We start from the raw sequence: 18,369 nt of genomic DNA on the forward strand, positions 1-18,369 counted from the left end.
AGGAGACTGCTGTGGCATATGCATTGCAACAGCTCATCAACGGCCTGACGCTGGGCGCCGTGTACGGCCTGATCGCGATCGGCTACACGATGGTGTACGGCATCATCGGCATGATCAACTTCGCCCACGGCGACATCTTCATGGTGAGCGCGTTCATCGCGGTCACCGCCTTCACGCTGCTCGCGGCCTTCGACATCACGTCGCTGCCGCTGGCAATCACCGCAGTGCTGATCACCGCGATTTTCTTCACGTCGGCCTACGGTTGGGCGGTCGAGCGCATGGCCTACCGACCCCTGCGCGGCTCGACGCGACTCGCGCCGCTGATCTCCGCGATCGGCATGTCGATCTTCCTGCAGAACATGGTGCAGCTCACCCAGGGCGCGCGCGTGAAGCCGATTCCGCCCGTGCTGGAAGGCGGCATCGAACTGTGGCGGACGGCCGATTTCACGGTGCAGGTGTCATGGACGCAGATCATGATCGTGCTGGTAACGATCGTGCTGATGGTGGCCTTCACCTGGCTGATCACGCAAACGGCGTTCGGGCGACAGCAGCGTGCCTGCGAGCAGGACAGCACGATGACGGCGCTGCTCGGCATCAACGTCGATCGCACGATCTCGGCGACCTTCATGCTCGGCGCGGCGCTGGCCGCGGTCGCCGGCGTGATGGTGACCGTGTACTACGGCGTCGTCGACTTCTTCATCGGTTTCGTCGCGGGCATCAAGGCCTTCACGGCAGCGGTGCTGGGCGGGATCGGCTCGCTGCCGGGTGCGATGCTCGGCGGGCTGATCATCGGTCTCATCGAAGCCTTCTGGGCGGCTTATCTGTCGCCCGAATACAAGGACGTCGCGACCTTCGCGATCCTGATCCTCGTGCTGATGTTCCGCCCGAGCGGGCTCCTCGGCCGTCCTGAAGTGGAGAAGGTCTGATGAGCGCCGTGATCATCGCGCGCCACGCGCGCACGCCGGCCGAACGCTTCAAGGACGCGGCCTGGGTCGCCTTCATCGCCCTGCTGCTGGGCATTCCGATGGTCGGCCTGACGACTGTCGACGAGGGCGGCGCTCTGGCCGTTCACACCCGCTTCGGCATGCTGGGAGCCTTCGTCGGCGCATCCTTCGTCGGGCGTTTCATCTTCCGCTGGATCATGGACCAAGTCCGCAGCCGTCGCGCGGCAAAACCGGCCGTGGTGAAGGTCGACCGCACGCCGCAGGCGATCAAGGTGATCGGTTGGGCAGTGCTGGGCGCATCGATCGCCCTGCCGATCGTCTTCTCCGAAAACCGCTATGTGATCGATACCGCGACGACGGTGCTGATCTACGTGATGCTCGGCTGGGGCCTGAACGTCGTCGTCGGCCTGGCCGGCCTGCTCGACCTCGGCTACGTCGCGTTCTATGCGGTGGGTGCCTACACCTACGCCCTGCTCTTCTCGCATTTCGGCTGGACCTTCTGGGAGGCATTGCCGGTGGCAGGCGCGATGGCCGCGACCTTCGGCATCCTGCTCGGCTATCCGATCCTGCGCCTGCGCGGCGACTACCTGGCGATCGTGACGCTGGGCTTCGGCGAGATCATCCGCGTGATCCTGGTGAACTGGACGGAGCTGTCGAACGGCCCCAACGGCATCGGCTCGATCCCGCGCCCGACGCTGTTCGGCCTGCCCTTCGACCGCAATCCGGCCGAAGGGACGCAGAGTTTCGCGACCTTCTTCGGGCTCGACTTCTCGGGCATGCACCGCATCATCTTCCTGTACTACCTGATCCTGGTGCTGGCGCTGCTGACCAACGTCTTCGTCTCGCGCCTGAGGAAGCTGCCGGTCGGGCGCGCATGGGAGGCGCTGCGCGAGGACGAGATCGCGTGCAAGGCGATGGGCATGAACGTGACCAACGTGAAACTCTCCGCGTTTGCGATCGGCGCGATGCTGGGCGGCTTCGCCGGCGTGTTCTTCGCCGCACGCCAGGGCTTCATCTCGCCGGAAAGCTTCACCTTCACCGAGTCGGCGACGATCCTCGCGATCGTCGTGCTGGGCGGCATGGGCAGCCAGCTGGGCGTGGTGCTCGCGGCGCTGGTGCTGGTACTGCTGCCGGAGCTGGGGCGCAATTTCTCCGAGTACCGCATGCTGATGTTCGGCGCGGCGATGGTGTTGATCATGGTGTGGAAACCGGGCGGCCTGCTCGCGTCACGCGAACCGACAATCCGACTCAACAAGGCCGTTACCGCGGGAGGTGAGGCATGAGCTCTGCCACCTTGCTCTCGGTCGAGAACCTGACGATGCGCTTCGGCGGCCTTACCGCGATCGACGACCTGTCGGTGTCCGTGCCGGCCGGGAAGATCACCGCGATCATCGGCCCCAACGGCGCCGGCAAGACGACGTTCTTCAACTGCCTGACCGGCTTCTACAAGCCGACCACCGGCAGCGTGCGCCTCGTGCATCCGAAGAAGGGCGAGATGCGGCTGGAAACGTTGACCGGCCACCGCGTCGCACGCGATGCGCAGGTCGTACGCACGTTCCAGAACATCCGCCTGTTCCCGAAAATGACGGTGCTGGAAAACCTGATCGTCGCGCAGCACAATTTCCTGCAGGAGGCGTCGCGCTTCTCGATCGCCGGCATCTTCCGGCTGCCGGGCTACCGCAAGGCCGAGGCCGAGGCACTGAAGACGGCCGCGCACTGGCTCGATCGCCTGGGCCTGACCGGCATCGCCGACGTCGCCGCGGGCGACCTGCCCTACGGCACGCAGCGGCGCATCGAGATCGCGCGCGCGCTGTGCGTCGATCCGGTGCTGCTGTGCCTGGACGAGCCGGCTGCGGGCCTGAACCCGCGCGAATCGGCCGAGCTCAACACGCTGCTGTTGTCGCTGTGTCGCGAGGAAGGCATCGCGATCCTGCTGATCGAGCACGACATGAGCGTCGTGATGAACGTCTCCGACCACATCTGCGTGCTGAACTACGGGCGCAAGATCGCCGAAGGCACGCCGGAGGAAATCCGCAACGACCCGCAAGTCATCAAGGCCTACCTCGGCGAGGATGACGAGGAAACCGCATCCGGGGGGATCGCCGCATGATGCTGCACATGGAGGGCGTGCACGCCCATTACGGCCATATTCACGCGCTGCGCGGCGTCGATGTCACGGTGCAGGTCGGCGAGATCGTCACGCTGATCGGCGCCAACGGTGCGGGCAAGTCAACGCTGATGATGAGCCTGTTCGGCAAGCCGGGCGCCTCGTCGGGGCGCATCGTGTTCGACGGCGAGGACATCACGCGCGTGCCCAGCCACCTGATCTCGCGTCGCGGCATCGCGATCGTGCCGGAAGGCCGGCGCATCTTCCCGCGCATGACGGTGATGGAGAACCTGCTGATGGGCACGGCCTTCGCCGACCCGGCGAACTTCAACGCCGACATCAAGCGGGTGTATGCGATGTTCCCGATCCTCGAGCAGCGGGCATCGCAGCGCGCCGGCACGCTGTCGGGCGGCGAGCAGCAGATGCTGGCGATCGGCCGCGCGCTGATGAGCCGGCCCAAGCTGCTGCTGCTCGACGAGCCGTCGCTGGGCCTCGCGCCGATCTACATCAAGCGCATCTTCCAGATCATCCGCGAGCTCAACACCGAGCACGGCATGACGGTGCTGCTGGTCGAGCAGAACGCCCACCATGCGCTGCGCGTCGCCCACCGCGGCTACGTGCTGCAGCACGGCGAGATCGTGCTCGCGGGCACCGGGCAGGAGCTGCTCGCGAGCGAGGAGGTGCGTGCGGCCTACCTGGAGGGCGGGCACTGATGGATCGAGGCGCCCCGCCGCCGCGCTGGATGCCCTTCGTCGTGCTGGGCATCGGACTGATGGCGGTTTCCTTCGGCGCGATCTTCGCGCGCTTTGCGCAGGCCGAAGGGGTCCCCTCGCTCGCGGTGGCGTGCTGGCGGCTGGGGTTGGCGGCGCTCGTCGTGACGCCGATCGCGCTGTGGCAGTCGGGGCACGCGCTCGCGCGGCTGAACCGTCGCCAGGGGCTGCTCGCCCTGGCGGCCGGTTTCTTCCTCGCGCTGCACTTCGGCACCTGGATCACGTCGCTGGAATACACCTCGGTCGCCTCCAGCACGGCGCTGGTGACCACCAACCCGTTGTGGATCGGCCTGGCGTCCTTCGTACTCTTTCGCGAACGACCCAGCCGCATGATGCTCGGCGGCATCGCCCTGTCCTTCGGCGGCAGCCTGCTGATCTTCTGGAGCGACAGCCAGAACGCCGGCGCCGGGGCGAACCCTATGCTCGGCAACCTGCTGGCGCTGGTCGGGTCGTGGTGCTTCTCGGCGTACCTGCTTATCGGCCGACGCTTGCGGGCGGGGCTGCCGCTGCCGGCCTATGTGTGGCTTGCGTACGGCGTGGCGGCCCTGCTCCTGGTTGTGGCGAGCGGCAGCAGCGGCTCGCCGCTCAGCGGCTTCAGCGTCACCGCCTGGGCGGTGCTGGCCGGCATGGCGCTCGGGCCGCAGCTGCTCGGGCACACCGCGTACAACTGGTCGCTGCGCCACGTCTCGGCGACTTTCGTCGCGGTGGTCACGCTCGGCGAGCCGGTGGCCAGCGCAGCGATGGCCTTCATCGTCTTCGGCGAAGGTTTCGCGCCGCTGCAGTTCGGCGGCTTCGCGCTGCTGCTTGCGGGCATCTATCTGGCGGCGCGCGGCGAGAAATCCTGAGCGGCGCCCAGCCGGTCAGCCCCTGATCCAGCCGCGCTTCAGCGCGTAGCCGGCGAGTCCGGCGGCCGTCTCGATACCGAGCTTGCGGCGCAGGTTCAGGCGATGCGTCTCGACCGTGCGCACGCTGACATCCAGCTTCTGCGCGATGCGCTTGTTGCTGTCGCCCTGGGCGACGAGGATCAGCACTTCCCGTTCCCGCTCAGTCAGGGCCGTCGCGTCGTCGCCCTGCGTCGCCAGCGCGGCGGTCAGGGCGCTGCTGAAGTAGGCGCCGCCGGCGGCGACCGCCCGGATCGCCGCAATGATCTCGGCCGAGGGGGCATCCTTGAGCACGTAACCGCGCGCGCCGGCACGCATCGCCGACATCACGTAGCCCTGGCTGTCGTACATGCTCAGGATCAGCACGCGCAGCTCCGGGCACCGTTGTGCGAGTGCCGTGGTCAGTTCGATGCCGTTGATGTCGGGAAGGCCGACATCAACCAGCGCGAGGTCCGGGCGCAGGGTTTCGGCGGCAGCCAGCGCCTGCTCGCCGTTGGCCGCCTCCCCGACGATGTCGATCTCGGGGATGTCGCCCAGCCGCGCGCGCAGGCCGTCGCGGACGAGCTGATGATCGTCGACGAGCAGCAGGCGAATCCGGGCGCCGGGATCGGTCGTATCGCTCATGACAGGCTTCCTTTCTTCGCATTCGGGCACGGCAGCAGCGCACTGAGCTCGGTATGGCCGGGCACGGAGCTGACCGCAAGCTTCCCGCCATGATGCTCGATGCGCTCGCGCATGTTACGCAGGCCGATGCCACCGCTGCGCGGGTGGTCGATCCGGGAGATGTCGAAGCCGCGCCCGTCGTCGGCGATCACGAGGCGGACGGTCCCGCCCCCGGCCGCAAGGGCGAGGCGGACGTGTTGGGCGCCGGCGTGGCGCTCGATGTTCGTCAATGCTTCCTGCGCGATGCGATACAACGTCGTCGCGCCGGCCTCGTCGGCGAGCAGGTCGACCTTGCCAATGTCGGCGTCGACGACCATGCCGGTGCGCACTTGGAACTCGTCGAGCAGTTGCCGCAGGGCCGCTGACAGGCCGAGATTGTCGAGCAGCGAGGGACGCAGATTGTGCGAGATGCTGCGGATCTCGCCGATCGCCACGCCGAGTCCTTCGAGACCCTTGGTGATGTGCTCCGCGACGTCGTCACGCCCGGCGAGCGCCCTCTCCTTCGCAAGTTCGAGGTGGAACTTGACCGACACCAGCAGCTGGCTGAGGCCGTCGTGCAGGTCGCGTGCGACGCGCGTGCGCTCCTCCTCGTGCGAGGTCACGATGCGCTGCGCGAGCGCTTTAAGCCGGCGGTCGGCGAGTTGGTGTTCGCTGATGTTCAGCGCCATGCCACCGGCGAACACGATGAGCGCCGCGACGATCCCCACGACCGTGAAGCCCACGACGGTCGCCGCGATGCGTGACGCCATGCGCTCGCGCAGCATGCTGCGGATGCTCTCGACGTCGTCGAGGTAGATGCCGGTCCCGAGCACCCAGCCCCAGCGGTCGAGTTTCACGACATAGCCGAGCTTGTCGGTTTCCTTGCCCGTCGAAGGCTTGTTCCACTTGTACTGGAGGAATCCGTCGCCGGATGCGGCCGCGGCGATCAGGCGCTGGATGACCGGGAGGCCTTCGGAATCCTGCTTGTCCCACAGGTTGCGGCCGACGAGCTCGGACTGGCGGGGATGCACGATGTTGAGGCCGGTGATGTCGTAGGCGAAGAAGTAGCCGTCGTCGCCGTAGTTCATCTCGCCGAGGATGCGCTTTGCCTCCGTCTTGGTCGCCTCGTCGTCGCGCCCCGACGAGTACAGATGGTCGATCGAAGTCTGAGCGAGCTGGACGTAGTGCTGCAGCTCCGCGCGTTTGGCGGCGAGCATCGCCTCCTTCAGCACGCCCTCCTGCTGTCGTTCGAGGTCGCGCGCCTGCATCGCGACGAGGATCGCGATCGCGGCCACCGCCGCAATGAGCGGCAGCACGGCCAGGACGATGACTTTGTGCTTGAGCCGCAAGTCTGCCTTCCTCTCCCCCGTTGTCCGCTTGCGATTGTAGTGCCGTGCGGCAGTCCTACGGCACGTCTGCGTAGAACTACGCAGCCGCGGAAAGTAGTAGTGCGAATGGTCCGACCGGCGCCATTCCGCGACATTAACGCGTGATACCCGGCACACGGGTGCCGGGACCCGGAACCAGATCCGGTAAGACCAGAGCCTGATTCAACGGCCTATCCGGAGAGAGGAGGAGTACAGATGGCTACGCTGTCGAGACACGCGCTGTGGGCGCTTGTCGGCATCTTCGGCGCTTTCGCGCTCGCATATATCGCACTCAATCGCGGTGAAACGATCAACGCCCTGTGGATCGTGGTCGCCGCGGTTTCCGTTTACCTCATCGCCTACCGCTACTACAGCCTGTTCATCGCGAAGCGGGTGATGTCGCTGGATCCCGACCGCACCACCCCGGCCTGCCGAAACAACGATGGCCTGGACTATGTGCCGACCGACAAGTACGTGCTGTTCGGCCACCACTTCGCCGCCATCGCCGGCGCCGGCCCGCTGGTCGGCCCGGTGCTTGCGGCACAGATGGGCTACCTGCCGGGCATGTTGTGGATCCTCGCTGGCGTCGTGCTGGCCGGCGCAGTGCAGGACTTCATGGTGCTGTTCGTGTCCACGCGCCGCGACGGCCGCTCGCTCGGCGACCTGATCAAGTCCGAGCTCGGGCCGATTCCCGGCGTGATCGCGCTGTTCGGCACCTTCATGATCATGGTGATCATCCTCGCGGTGCTCGCGCTGATCGTCGTGAAGGCCCTGGCCGAAAGCCCGTGGGGCACCTTCACCGTCGCCGCGACGATCCCGATCGCGATCTTCATGGGCATCTACGCGCGCTACATCCGTCCGGGCCGTATCGGCGAGATCTCGGTGATCGGCTTCGTGCTGCTGATCTGGGCCATCGTGGGCGGCGGCAAGATCGCTGCCGATCCCGCACTGGCGGCGCTGTTCACCTTCACCGGCACGCAACTAACCTGGATGCTGATCGGCTACGGCTTCATCGCCTCCGTGCTCCCCGTGTGGCTGCTGCTCGCGCCGCGCGACTACCTGTCGACCTTCCTGAAGATCGGCGCGATCCTCGCGCTCGCGGTCGGCATCCTGTTCGTCGCGCCCGACCTCGAAATGCCGGCGGTCACGCGCTTCATCGACGGCACCGGCCCCGCCTGGTCGGGCAGCCTGTTCCCCTTCCTCTTCATCACCATCGCCTGCGGCGCCGTATCCGGCTTCCATGCGCTGATTTCTTCGGGCACCACCCCGAAGATGATTGAGAACGAGTCGCACATGCCCCTGATCGGCTATGGTGGCATGCTGATGGAATCGTTCGTCGCGATCATGGCGCTGGTTGCCGCATCCATCATCGACCCGGGCGTGTATTTCGCGATGAACAGCCCGCTCGCGGTGCTCGGGCCGACGGCCGAAAGCGCTGCACAAGTGATCTCGAACTGGGGCTTCGTCGTCACCCCCGAAACGCTCACCGGCACCGCGGCCGCGGTCGGCGAGAACACGATCATCGCGCGTGCCGGCGGCGCGCCGACCCTTGCGGTGGGCATGGCGCAGATCTTCTCGAAGATGTTCGGCGGCACCGCGATGATGGGCTTCTGGTACCACTTCGCGATCCTGTTCGAGGCGCTCTTCATCCTCACCGCGGTCGATGCCGGTACGCGTGCGGGTCGCTTCATGCTGCAGGACCTGCTCGGCACCTTCGTACCCGCGATGAAGCGCACCGACTCCTGGGCCGGCAACGCGATCGCCACCGCGCTGTGCGTCACTGCGTGGGGCTACTTCCTCTACCAGGGCGTGGTCGATCCGTTAGGCGGCATCAATACCTTGTGGCCGCTGTTCGGCATCGCCAACCAGATGCTTGCCGCCGTCGCGCTGATCCTCTGCACGGTCGTGCTGTTTAAGATGAAGCGCGAGCGCTTTGCGTGGGTGACGATCCTGCCGATGGTGTGGCTGCTCGCCTGCACGCTGACGGCCGGCTGGCAGAAGGTGTTTGCCGCCAACCCGAAGATCGGCTTCCTCGCCCAGTCGTCGCGCTATCAGGACGCCCTTGCCCGCGGCGAACTGCTCGCACCGGCAAAGACGCTGGACCAGATGCACCAGATCATCCTCAACAACCAGATCGATGCCGGACTGACCGCGTTCTTCATGCTCGTCGTCCTGAGCATCCTGGTGTTCGGCGCACGCACCTGCTACCAGGCCTACCGCGTGGCGCATCCGACCGCGCAGGAGGTCGGCGCACCGGGCGCGACCTCCCAGGGCGTCGCGGCGTAAGCCAGTGTTCAACGACCTCTCCAAGCTCGGCAAGTATCTCGGGCAGGCTGCCCGCCTGATGGTAGGCCTGCCCGACTACGATACCTACGTCACGCACATGAAGGCGACGCACCCGGACCGGCCGGTGATGAGCTACGAGGAATTCTTCCGCGAGCGTCAGGAAGCGCGCTACGGCGGCGGCACCGGCCGCTGCTGTTGAGGAACCGTCAAGAAACCGGAACGGACCAAGGATCGAGCATGCAACACCCCAACCCCAACCCTTCCTCCGTCCCGATTCCGGTCACGGTCCTCACCGGCTTTCTCGGCGCCGGCAAGACGACGCTGCTCAACCGCATCCTGACGACCGCCCACGGGCATCGCATCGCGGTAATCGAAAACGAGTTCGGGCCGGTCAATATCGACAGCGAACTGCTCGTGCAGCAAAGCGCGGAAGTCGTCGAGATGACCAATGGCTGCCTGTGCTGCACCGTGCGCGGCGATCTGGCGAAGAACCTCGTCGACCTCAAGGCGCGCCGCGACACCGGCGAGCTCGCCTTCGACCGCATCGTCATCGAAACCACCGGCCTCGCCGATCCCGGGCCGGTGATCCAGACCTTCTTCGCCGAACCCGAACTCGCCGACGCCTACCTGCTCGATGCGGTGCTCACGGTGGTCGACGCCATACACGCCCCGCGCCAGCTCGACGAACACGCCGTGCTGCTCAAGCAGATCGGTTTCGCCGATCGCCTGCTCGTATCCAAGAGCGAGGGCGTGGCCGCCGATGCGCTCGAGGCGCTGCGCGACCGGCTCGCGCGCATCAACGCGCGCGCGCCGATTCGCCAGCTCGTCGCCGGCGAACTCGATGTCGGCTTCCTGCTCGACATCCGCGGCTTCAACCTGAACGAAAACCTGCTCGCCGAAGATGCCCCCGCCACGCCCCGTTTCCGCATGGCAGCAAAGGGCGGCAGCCGCGTGGTCGGTGGAAGCGCACACAATGACGAGATCGGCTCGCTGCTGCTCGAACATGCAGGCGACGTCGACCTCGACCGCATCGGCGCCTTCGTGCAGGGGCTCCTCGACCGCCGCGGCGACGACCTGCTCCGCTACAAGGGCGTGCTCGCGATTCCCGGACAGCCGAACCGGCTGGTGTTCCAGGGCGTGCATCGTCTCGCTGGCTTCGACTACGGGGCGGAATGGGACGACGCCGCGCGGCGCTCGCGCATCGTCGTGATCGGCCGCCGGCTGCCGGCGGACGAATTGCGTGCCGGTTTTGCGGAGTGCGTGATCGCCGCCCTTTAGGCGGTCATCGTGATCCCGGGTCAATGAAGGTCGACCGCCGCACTTCCCAGTCGGCGATCCAGTCAGGAATCTGCTCGGGCGGCAGAGCCTTGGAGATGAACCAGCCCTGCGCCAGTTCGCAACCGATGGTGCGCAGGAAGTCCCAGTCCTCCCGGTCCTCGACCCCTTCGGCAACCGTCTTCATGCCGAGCTGGCGCGCCATTCCGAGGCTCGCCTCGAGGATCGCGCGCAGCGAGGCGTCGCGCCACGCACCATGCACGAAGCCGCGGTCGACCTTCAGTTCGCTGAACGGGATGTCGCGCAGCTGGGCAAGCGAGGAGTGCCCGGTGCCGAAGTCGTCGATCGACAATCCGATGCGCTTGAGCCGCAGGCGCGCCAGCACTTCCAGCGGCGTCAGCGGATCCTTCATCAGGCGGCTTTCCGTGACCTCCAGCAACAGGCCGCTTGCCGCGATACCGGCCTCGCTGACCGCGCGTTCGACGAAATCGGGGAAGTCCAGCGAGACCAGATTGTCCATCGACACGTTGACCGCAACCTGCAGCGGAAGGCCGTCGTCGCGCCACGCGCGCGCGTGGCGCAAGGCCGTGCGCAGCACCGATCGCGTCAGCTCGTTGATCAGTCCGCTCTCTTCGGCAGTCGGAATGAACAGATCGGGGAATATCAGTCCGTCCTGCGGGTGCTGCCAGCGCACCAGGGTCTCGATCCCGGTGACCACCCCCGATGCGAGTTCGACCTTGGGCTGGTAGTGGTTGATAAGTTCGCCATCGGCTATCGCCTGCCGCAGGCGCTCGGCGGAGTAGACCTTGCGCTCCGCGCACGGCTGGGCGGGGGTGTGCGCGCCGGCACTTGCAAGTATCTGCCTGAGCCTGTCGATCGAAACCGGTTTGTTGAGCGCGCCGAGTACCTTCAGCTTGTGGGCGCGAGCGAGCTTCGCCGCGGTCTGCACGACCCGTTCGTCCTCGCCGCTGACCAGCACCAGACCGCCCGCATAACCCACGCGCACGAGGTGACGGACGAACTCGACGCCGTCCATTTCCGGCATCTGCAGGTCGCAGAAAATCAGATCGGCACATTCTCCCGGATGCCCGAGCAGCGACAGGGCCTCCTGCGCACTCGCGCAGGGCTGCACGCGTCCGAAGCCCAGGCGCCCGAGCTGGTGTACGAGGAGCTTGCGTACGAAAGGCTCGTCATCGATCACGAGAATCTTCATTGCCTACCCCCGACTACGGGATTCGATGCGTTCCAGCGGTTCGGACAACAGCGCGGCGATACGGGTTTCGGTCGCGATGACGACATTGTCGAATCGCCCCATTTCCAGCTCCAGAGCTACCGGATCCGCCACCCGGACCGCGTTCTCGATGCAATTGCACAGGTCCCCCAGGGCCAGGGCGCCGACGGCTCGCGACGAAGACTTGAGCTTGTGGGCGCATGCGGCTATCAAGCTGCTGTCTCCTGCGGCGAATGCAGTCCGCGCTTCCGCCACCAGGCTTCTTGCCGACGCAAGATAGTCGCCCAGGAACTCGCGAATCACGACCGGGTCGTCCCCCACCAGTCCACCCAGCACCGACACATCGAGGATCGGCAGCGCGGACGCCGAGGCGTCCGGCGCCGGCCCGGAGGCGACCTGCTCCGCCCTTGCAACCACCGTATCCTGCCGCGGCAGCCATCGTTCGAGATGCGCGCCGAGTACATCGAGCCTGACGGGTTTCGTCAGGTAATCGTCCATCCCCGCTTCGAGCGCCCGTCTTGATTCGCCCTGCAGCGCGTTCGCCGTAAGCGCCACGATCGGTATGCGCGCCGCACCGTCTTCCACCTCACGGATTGCCTTCGTCAGACTATATCCGTCCATGGTCGGCATGTGCAGGTCCGTCAGGATCAGCGCATAGCCGCCGCGCTGCCACATGCGCAGGGCTTCGGCCCCGTCGTCGGCGATTTCCGCGGCATGGCCGAGCAGCGCAAGTTGTTCGAGGATCACCTTCTTGTTGATCTCGTCATCGTCGGCGACGAGGATCAGGCGCCCCTGCCGGCGTGCCTCGTCGACACTCGGCGCATTCTTCGTCGCCGGCACGGCGGTCTCGGTGGGCACTGAATGGAAGATCTCCGGCGACGCACGTCCGGCGGCAACTGCGACGGCCCGCAGCAGCGACTGGCGGCGCAGCGCGTTGCCGTCCAGCATGACCGTGTCGGGGCCCGTGATGCGCGGGCGCCGGCGCCTGCCGCGCGTGATCCGGACGCGGGCTGCAGCGCCCGCGCCGAGCGCCCTTTCGCTTCCCGCATTCTGTCCCTCGCCGCCAAAGTCGATCAGGACCACCGGTGCGGCCAGGTTCGCCGCCGCGACGCCGGCCGCGGCCTCATCGTCCGCCGCGAACACGTTTGCGCCAGCATGCTCCAGATACACGCGAAGGTCCTCGGTGTTGAGTTCCGGGCTGTCGACGACGACGCAGTTCACCCCGCCAAGCTCCGGCAGGTTGGGCACCGGCTGTTCGTCCGATTGCACGAAGGGGATGGTCACCGCGAACGTCGATCCGTTTCCCGGCTCGCTGTGAAGCTTGATCTCGCCCTGCATCAGGTTCACGAGTCGCCAGCAGATCGCCAGGCCGAGGCCGGTTCCGCCGAAGCGGCGCGTCGTGGAGGTTTCCGCCTGGGTGAAGGGATTGAACAGTTCCTCCACCTTGCCCGGATCGATGCCGATGCCGTTGTCCGCGATCGCGAACGCGAGCCGCAGGGGCGCGGTATCGGCCACCGTCACGCGGACCGATACCCGCCCGCGCACCTGCGGCCGGCCGGACGAGAACTTGATCGCGTTGCCGACGAGGTTGTAGAGGACCTGCCGCATCCGCAGCTCGTCGGCCTGCACCCGCCCGGGCACCTCCGGCGCCACGAACACCGACAGATCCACCTTGCGCCGCGCCGCCACCGGAAGAAGCGACCCGGTCACGCCTTCGACCAGATCCGCGATCGACACCGCGCCGATGTCGAGTTCCAGCCGGCCGGCCTCGATCTTCGAGAAATCGAGGATGTCGTCGATGATGCGCAACAGCGTCGATGACGATTCGCGAATCGTCGCCACCAGATCGGCCTGATGTTCCGACATCTGGCTGCGTGCGAGCACTTCGACCAAACCGATCACCCCGTTCATCGGCGTGCGGATCTCGTGGCTCATCGCAGCCAGGAAGGCCGATTTCGCCCGGTTCGCCTGCTCCGCGTCTTCCCGGGCCTGCGTCAGCGCGGCGACCAATGCCTTGCGCGCGCCGATGTCGCGCAGTGTGCCGATGAAAAACTGCTCGTCGCGCACGCGGTACTCGGCAATGCTCAACTCCAGCGCGATCGGGTGGCCGAGCTTGTGCCTCCCCTCCACCTCGCGGGTCGTTCCGATGATGTGCTTGACGCCGGTCTTCAGGTAGCGCGCCAGGTAATCGTCGTGCCGCTCCCGATGCGGCGAAGGCATCAGCAGCGAGACGTTGCGCCCGAGAACTTCGTCGCGCGCATATCCGAACACTGCCTCCACGGCGGCGTTCGCCCCGTGGACGATCCCCTGCGCGTCGATCGTCACGACGCACTCGAGCAGATTGTCCAGTGCCGCACGGATCTCCTCCTGCTTCGCACCGAGCGCATCCAGGGCCGTCTGGCGCTCCGCTACGCGACGCGTCAGTTCGGCGTTGAGCTCGCGCAGGTGCTGGGCAGTCTCATGCCGGTGCGTGCAATCGCTCGCCGTCGCGAGTATCAAGCCGCCCGGCTGCGGCAAGGCTTTCCACTCCAGCCAGCGCCACGTACCGTCCTTGCAGCGATAGCGATTCTCGAAACCGATCGTCGTTTCGCCGTGGGCGAGGTGATCCAGCACTGCGAGCGTCGCCTCGACGTCGTCGGCATGCACGAAATCGAGGAAGGGCCGCGACAGGAACTCCTCGTCGCTCCAGCCCAGCGTCCGGCCGAAGGCCGGATTCACGCGTTTGAAATACCCGTCCACGCCCGCAATGCCGATCAGATCGAGCGACAGATCGAAGATGCGGTCACGTTCGTCCTCCGCGGCCAGCCTGGCATCCAGCGCGCGCTTGAGGTCGACGGTGCGCTCGGCCACCTCCGCCTCGATGGCCGCCGTGTGACCGGCGCCGCTCAGTGCGACATAGGCCACGAGCACGGCCGCAAGAACCGAAAAAACCTGATAGATCCGCTCCTCGCCCCGATAACCCGCGTATCCGGCCGATCCGTCAGACGCCATATCCAGACCGAGCGTCCGCCCGCCGAACTTGATCTCCTTGCGCACGGACGGCGTCACGCCCGGCCGCATTTCGTCGAGCAAGGTCTGTACGGGTTCGCCGGGCGTCACGTCCGAAACGCGGAAACCGATGCTCCGCGCGCGCGCGGCGTCGGCCAGCGGACCGAACAGCTGCACGACGTCGAAGACGCCCACGACGTGGCCCAGCAGACCATGGGTTCCGGCCCGCCCGGCACCGATCCATGAAGCGTGCGCCACGCCACGCACCGGCTGGAAGACGAGCAGCGCCAGGCGTTTCGTCCGCAGCAGCGGTATCGCGCGAACCAGATGGGCAACACCGCTTTCCGTCGCGTGCTCCATCTCGATGCGTCGGTGCGGATCATGGCCGTGGTCCAGTCCCAGGATGCTCTGCCCCATTTCAGCGGGTGCGGTGTACAGCACGGGGAAATAATCGGGCCGGTTCGTGCTCGGTCGCGGTTTGCCGTCCTCGCCGACCTCGCGGATGTGATAGTCCTGCATCCCCTCGGCGCGGACGGCCCGTTCGAAGCGCCCGCGTTCGCCATGCAGCACGCGTGGCGCCCAATCGATCGACATCACAGCCGGATGCCGGGTGATCCATGCAGTGAACCTCGCAAACTCGTCCGCAGTCACAACCGAACTCGCGCTGATGAAGCGCTCGACCCCTTCGAGCGGAACGATGACGCCCGGCAGGGGAAGAAAACCGATCTCGAACACCTCGTCCATCTGCTGGGCGATTTCCGCGCGTTTGCGCCCCTCCTCGATGCGGGCGACACTGAAGCTGCCGGCCGAGAGGATTGCGACGGCGACGATCAGCAGGATGGAAATCCGCGTTCCCCCGCCCCGGCGCAGCCAGAGGCGAAGCGCTCCGGGCCAGGCAAGCAGCACCAACGGTGCGAACAGCAATACGCCCTGCGTGTCGCCGGCCCACCAGGCCAGCCACTCGCCCGGCGCATCCGGCCGGGCAATGCGTCCCAAGGCGACCAGCGCGCCGACGCCGATGCTCGACGACACCAGACAGGCGACCGGCCCGGTCAGCAGCAGGAAACGCACGATATCGCGATTACGTGCGGGAAACGATGGCGAACGCTGGAAGCGCCTGCTGAGACCGGCGCCGAGCAATGCCTGAAGCGTTGCCCCAGTCGCGCCGATCACGGAAATCAGCGCGCTGGTGGACGTCCGATCGGGCAGGAAGTCGATCAGGAAGGCTCCCAGCCAGACCCCCGGCCAACACCGCCCGCCCCACACCAACAAGGCAGCCAGGGCGACTCCGGCCGCGGGCCACACGGGCGATGCGTATCCGGATGACTGAGTCAGCGCACGCGCCAACAGCCCACCCGCGACATACATCGCCGCGACGACGACGATCCTGAGCCAGAGGGCGACAGGCCCCGCGACACCGGCAGGCGCAGTCAGTCCTGACCGAGCGCCGGCAATCGCGTCCAGCGAGTTTGAAGCAAAGGAATCGGGGTCGGTTTGCAGCCCGGAATCGGCCATCAGGACGCACCTCGCGGACCGGGGCGAACGGCGGATCCGAAATGTCGCCGTTATCTACTTTGGGACAATGTTATCACCCTGCTGCCAACCCAGCGTGATATTCCCCACACATCCCTGCCCCGATGCGGGGGTTCCAGACATGCTCGCTCTGTCCGCCGGGGCGACCGACGCGGTCGCCGGATACCTACAGCGTCTTGTGCGTGCCGTCGCAGTAGGGTTGGTGGCCGGTGTGCTTGCAGCCGCACAGATAGGCCGTGCCCGTCTCCTTCGCGGTGAAGTTCACCGGCAGGAATGGCCCACCCTTGTGCGAACCGTCGCAGAACGGCTGGTTCTTGCTGTTGCCGCAGCGGCACCAGTAATAGCTCTTGCCGGCCTCCAGTTCGACGGCATAGGGCCCTTTCTGTGCGATGGTCGGTTCCGGCTCGGTCATGACATCACTCCTGAAATGAAGCGGGCCCGCGACCGGGCCTGCGCTTTTCCACTCTAGACGACCGCAGCCACGCTCCGCCAGACGGGCACCTCAGTAGTGCGGCGGAATCTCCTCGCGCAGGTCGCGCCGCTCGCCGGGCGAACCGGAGGCGATCTGGCGGTGCAATTCGACGATCTGCTTCTGCAGGCGGTCGATCAGCTGCTGCTGGCGGAACACCGTCATGTTGAGCTCGTCGATTGCGTCCTCGGCGAGTGCGAGCTTGCTTTCGATGCGGTCGAGGCGGTCTTCCATCACGCCTCCTCCGCCACGACGCTCACGTCGCCGAGAATGGACTTCGCCACCGCCTCGGCAACGCGGATGCCGTCGACACCGGCCGACAGGATGCCGCCGGCGTAGCCCGCTCCCTCGCCCGCCGGGAACAAGCCCTTCACGTTGAGGCTCTGGCAGTCCGCACCGCGCGTGATGCGCAACGGCGACGAGGTGCGCGTCTCGACGCCGGTGAGCACCGCGTCGCGCATGGAGAAGCCCTTGATCTGGCGCTCGAAGGCCGGCAGCGCTTCGCGCACGGCGGCGATCGCGTAGTCGGGCAGGCTCGTGGACAGGTCGCCCAGCTTCACGCCCGGCTTGTACGAGGGCTCGACCGAGCCGAGCACGCTCGACGGCTGTGCCTTGATGAAATCGCCGACGAGCTGGCCCGGCGCGATGTAGTCGCCCCCGCCCAGCTCATAGGCGCGCGATTCCCAGTGACGCTGGAAGGCGATGCCCGCCAGCGGGCCGCCCGGGTAGTCGTCCGGCGTGATGCCGACGACGATACCGGCGTTGGCGTTGCGCTCGTTGCGCGAATACTGGCTCATGCCGTTGGTGACGACACGATTGGGCTCGGAGGTGGCCGCGACCACCGTCCCGCCCGGACACATGCAGAAGCTATACACGGAGCGGCCGTTCTTCGCGTGATGGACGAGCTTGTAGTCGGCCGCGCCCAGCACCGGATGTCCGGCATTGGGGCCGAAGCGCGCCTTGTCGATCAGCGACTGGGGATGTTCGACGCGGAAGCCGACCGAGAACGGCTTGGCCTCCATGTACACGCCCCGCTCGTGCAGCATCTCGAAGGTGTCGCGCGCGCTGTGGCCGAGCGCGAGGATGACGTGGTCCGAGCGGATTTCCTCCCCGTTCGCGAGGACGACGCCACGCAGATGCCCGTCCTCGATCCGCACGTCGGCAACGCGCTGCTGGAAGCGGATCTCGCCCCCCAGCGCGATGATGTCCGCACGCATGTTCTCGACCATGCCGACGAGGCGGAAGGTGCCGATGTGCGGCTTGCTCACGTACAGGATCTCTTCCGGCGCGCCCGCCTTCACGAACTCCGTCAGCACCTTGCGACCGTAGTGCTTCGGGTCCTTGATCTGGCTGTAGAGCTTGCCGTCCGAGAAGGTGCCCGCCCCACCTTCGCCGAACTGCACGTTCGACTCGGGGTTCAGCACACTGTTGCGCCACAGCCCCCAGGTGTCCTTGGTGCGCTCGCGCACGGCCTTGCCGCGCTCCAGCACGATGGGGCGAAAGCCCATCTGCGCGAGGATCAGCGCCGCGAAGATGCCGCACGGGCCGAAGCCGACCACCACCGGCCGGTGGGCGAGCTGCTCCGGCGCCTTGCCGACGAAACGGTAGTTCGTGTCGGGCGTACGGACCACGTTGCGGTCGCCGGCGAACTTCGCCAGCAGCGCGTCCTCGTTCGCCAACTGCATGTCGATCGTGTAGCTCAGCGTGATCGCGCTCGGCTTGCGCGCATCGTAGCTGCGCTTGAACACGGTGAACTCGCCCAGTTCGGCGGGCTGGATGCCCAGGCGGGCAACGATGGCGTCCCTCAGGGCGCCCTCGGGGTGATCGAGGGGCAGCCTGAGTTCGTTGATTCGCAGCATGGTGATTCCGGTCGCAG

At 66.6% G+C, this 18,369-nt stretch carries 15 protein-coding genes; 8 read left to right on the top strand and 7 right to left on the bottom strand.

Annotated features, from left to right (window positions below; all coding sequences use genetic code 11):
* Positions 1-11 precede the first annotated feature (11 nt).
* From BW991_RS03585 to BW991_RS03605, 5 genes are read left to right on the top strand one after another with little or no spacing between them, the layout of a single operon-like run.
* The gene (locus BW991_RS03585; protein ID WP_076600715.1) at positions 12-926 is read left to right on the top strand and encodes an ABC transporter permease subunit; all 915 of its coding nucleotides are present in this window, start codon (positions 12-14) and stop codon (positions 924-926) included.
* Complete coding sequence (gene livM / locus BW991_RS03590; RefSeq protein ID WP_076600716.1) at positions 926-2,227, top strand: high-affinity branched-chain amino acid ABC transporter permease LivM; 1,302 nt, start codon at positions 926-928, stop codon at positions 2,225-2,227. Before BW991_RS03585 ends, livM begins: the two co-directional genes overlap by 1 nt.
* Complete coding sequence (locus BW991_RS03595; RefSeq protein ID WP_076600717.1) at positions 2,224-3,054, top strand: ABC transporter ATP-binding protein; 831 nt, start codon at positions 2,224-2,226, stop codon at positions 3,052-3,054. Before livM ends, BW991_RS03595 begins: the two co-directional genes overlap by 4 nt.
* Entirely contained in the window at positions 3,054-3,764 is a 711-nt protein-coding gene (locus tag BW991_RS03600; RefSeq protein ID WP_076600992.1) for an ABC transporter ATP-binding protein, read from the top strand. The genes BW991_RS03595 and BW991_RS03600 overlap by 1 nt, the downstream gene beginning before the upstream one ends.
* Positions 3,764-4,666 carry a DMT family transporter gene (locus tag BW991_RS03605; protein ID WP_076600718.1) on the top strand — a complete coding sequence of 301 codons (903 nt, stop codon included), beginning with the start codon at positions 3,764-3,766 and terminating at the stop codon, positions 4,664-4,666. Before BW991_RS03600 ends, BW991_RS03605 begins: the two co-directional genes overlap by 1 nt.
* Positions 4,667-4,681: 15 nt before the next feature.
* Here BW991_RS03605 and BW991_RS03610 read toward each other — a convergent pair whose 3' ends face one another.
* Positions 4,682-5,326 carry a response regulator gene (locus tag BW991_RS03610; RefSeq protein ID WP_076600719.1) on the bottom strand — a complete coding sequence of 215 codons (645 nt, stop codon included), beginning with the start codon at positions 5,324-5,326 and terminating at the stop codon, positions 4,682-4,684.
* The gene (locus BW991_RS03615) at positions 5,323-6,693 is read right to left on the bottom strand and encodes a cache domain-containing protein (protein ID WP_076600720.1); all 1,371 of its coding nucleotides are present in this window, start codon (positions 6,691-6,693) and stop codon (positions 5,323-5,325) included. Before BW991_RS03615 ends, BW991_RS03610 begins: the two co-directional genes overlap by 4 nt.
* A 234-nt stretch (positions 6,694-6,927) precedes the next feature.
* Between BW991_RS03615 and BW991_RS03620 the strand changes: the two genes are divergently transcribed.
* Genes BW991_RS03620 through BW991_RS03630 form a run of 3 tightly spaced genes read left to right on the top strand, consistent with a single transcriptional unit; the run spans position 6,928 to position 10,275 of the window.
* Positions 6,928-8,997, top strand: coding sequence for a carbon starvation CstA family protein (locus tag BW991_RS03620; protein ID WP_076600721.1), 2,070 nt, complete (start codon positions 6,928-6,930; stop codon positions 8,995-8,997).
* 4 nt (positions 8,998-9,001) lie between these two features.
* Complete coding sequence (locus BW991_RS03625) at positions 9,002-9,196, top strand: YbdD/YjiX family protein (protein ID WP_076600722.1); 195 nt, start codon at positions 9,002-9,004, stop codon at positions 9,194-9,196.
* Positions 9,197-9,234: 38 nt separating this feature from the next.
* A complete protein-coding gene (locus BW991_RS03630) occupies positions 9,235-10,275 on the top strand; it encodes a CobW family GTP-binding protein (RefSeq protein ID WP_076600723.1) in 1,041 nt (346 codons plus the stop codon).
* 4 nt (positions 10,276-10,279) lie between these two features.
* Here the strand turns inward: BW991_RS03630 and BW991_RS03635 are convergent, their stop codons facing one another.
* The 5 genes from BW991_RS03635 to BW991_RS03655 form a co-directional block, all read right to left on the bottom strand.
* Positions 10,280-11,485: an EAL domain-containing response regulator gene (locus tag BW991_RS03635; RefSeq protein ID WP_076600724.1), complete on the bottom strand. Its 1,206-nt coding sequence runs from the start codon at positions 11,483-11,485 to the stop codon at positions 10,280-10,282.
* 3 nt (positions 11,486-11,488) lie between these two features.
* Positions 11,489-16,006, bottom strand: coding sequence for a PAS domain S-box protein (locus tag BW991_RS03640; protein ID WP_076600725.1), 4,518 nt, complete (start codon positions 16,004-16,006; stop codon positions 11,489-11,491).
* 184 nt (positions 16,007-16,190) lie between these two features.
* On the bottom strand, positions 16,191-16,436 hold the full coding sequence (locus tag BW991_RS03645) for a CDGSH iron-sulfur domain-containing protein (RefSeq protein ID WP_076600726.1): 246 nt from the start codon (positions 16,434-16,436) through the stop codon (positions 16,191-16,193).
* A 90-nt stretch (positions 16,437-16,526) separates the two neighbouring features.
* On the bottom strand, positions 16,527-16,727 hold the full coding sequence (locus BW991_RS03650) for a SlyX family protein (RefSeq protein WP_076600727.1): 201 nt from the start codon (positions 16,725-16,727) through the stop codon (positions 16,527-16,529).
* Positions 16,727-18,352, bottom strand: coding sequence for an NAD(P)/FAD-dependent oxidoreductase (locus BW991_RS03655; protein ID WP_076600728.1), 1,626 nt, complete (start codon positions 18,350-18,352; stop codon positions 16,727-16,729). Before BW991_RS03655 ends, BW991_RS03650 begins: the two co-directional genes overlap by 1 nt.
* Positions 18,353-18,369: the final 17 nt, after the last annotated feature.

This window comes from Aromatoleum tolulyticum (genome assembly GCF_900156155.1).
GTDB classification, from domain to species: domain Bacteria; phylum Pseudomonadota; class Gammaproteobacteria; order Burkholderiales; family Rhodocyclaceae; genus Aromatoleum; species Aromatoleum tolulyticum.

Bases quoted from the DNA above. Each gene is read 5' to 3' on its own strand.
- BW991_RS03645 (WP_076600726.1), bottom strand. From the start codon at position 16,436: ATGACCGAGCCGGAACCGACCATCGCACAGAAAGGGCCCTATGCCGTC.
- BW991_RS03650 (WP_076600727.1), bottom strand. From the start codon at position 16,727: ATGGAAGACCGCCTCGACCGCATCGAAAGCAAGCTCGCACTCGCCGAG.
- BW991_RS03610 (WP_076600719.1), bottom strand. From the start codon at position 5,326: ATGAGCGATACGACCGATCCCGGCGCCCGGATTCGCCTGCTGCTCGTC.
- BW991_RS03595 (WP_076600717.1), top strand. From the start codon at position 2,224: ATGAGCTCTGCCACCTTGCTCTCGGTCGAGAACCTGACGATGCGCTTC.
- BW991_RS03605 (WP_076600718.1), top strand. From the start codon at position 3,764: ATGGATCGAGGCGCCCCGCCGCCGCGCTGGATGCCCTTCGTCGTGCTG.
- BW991_RS03600 (WP_076600992.1), top strand. From the start codon at position 3,054: ATGCTGCACATGGAGGGCGTGCACGCCCATTACGGCCATATTCACGCG.
- BW991_RS03630 (WP_076600723.1), top strand. From the start codon at position 9,235: ATGCAACACCCCAACCCCAACCCTTCCTCCGTCCCGATTCCGGTCACG.
- BW991_RS03635 (WP_076600724.1), bottom strand. From the start codon at position 11,485: ATGAAGATTCTCGTGATCGATGACGAGCCTTTCGTACGCAAGCTCCTC.
- BW991_RS03640 (WP_076600725.1), bottom strand. From the start codon at position 16,006: ATGGCCGATTCCGGGCTGCAAACCGACCCCGATTCCTTTGCTTCAAAC.
- BW991_RS03620 (WP_076600721.1), top strand. From the start codon at position 6,928: ATGGCTACGCTGTCGAGACACGCGCTGTGGGCGCTTGTCGGCATCTTC.
- BW991_RS03655 (WP_076600728.1), bottom strand. From the start codon at position 18,352: ATGCTGCGAATCAACGAACTCAGGCTGCCCCTCGATCACCCCGAGGGC.
- livM (WP_076600716.1), top strand. From the start codon at position 926: ATGAGCGCCGTGATCATCGCGCGCCACGCGCGCACGCCGGCCGAACGC.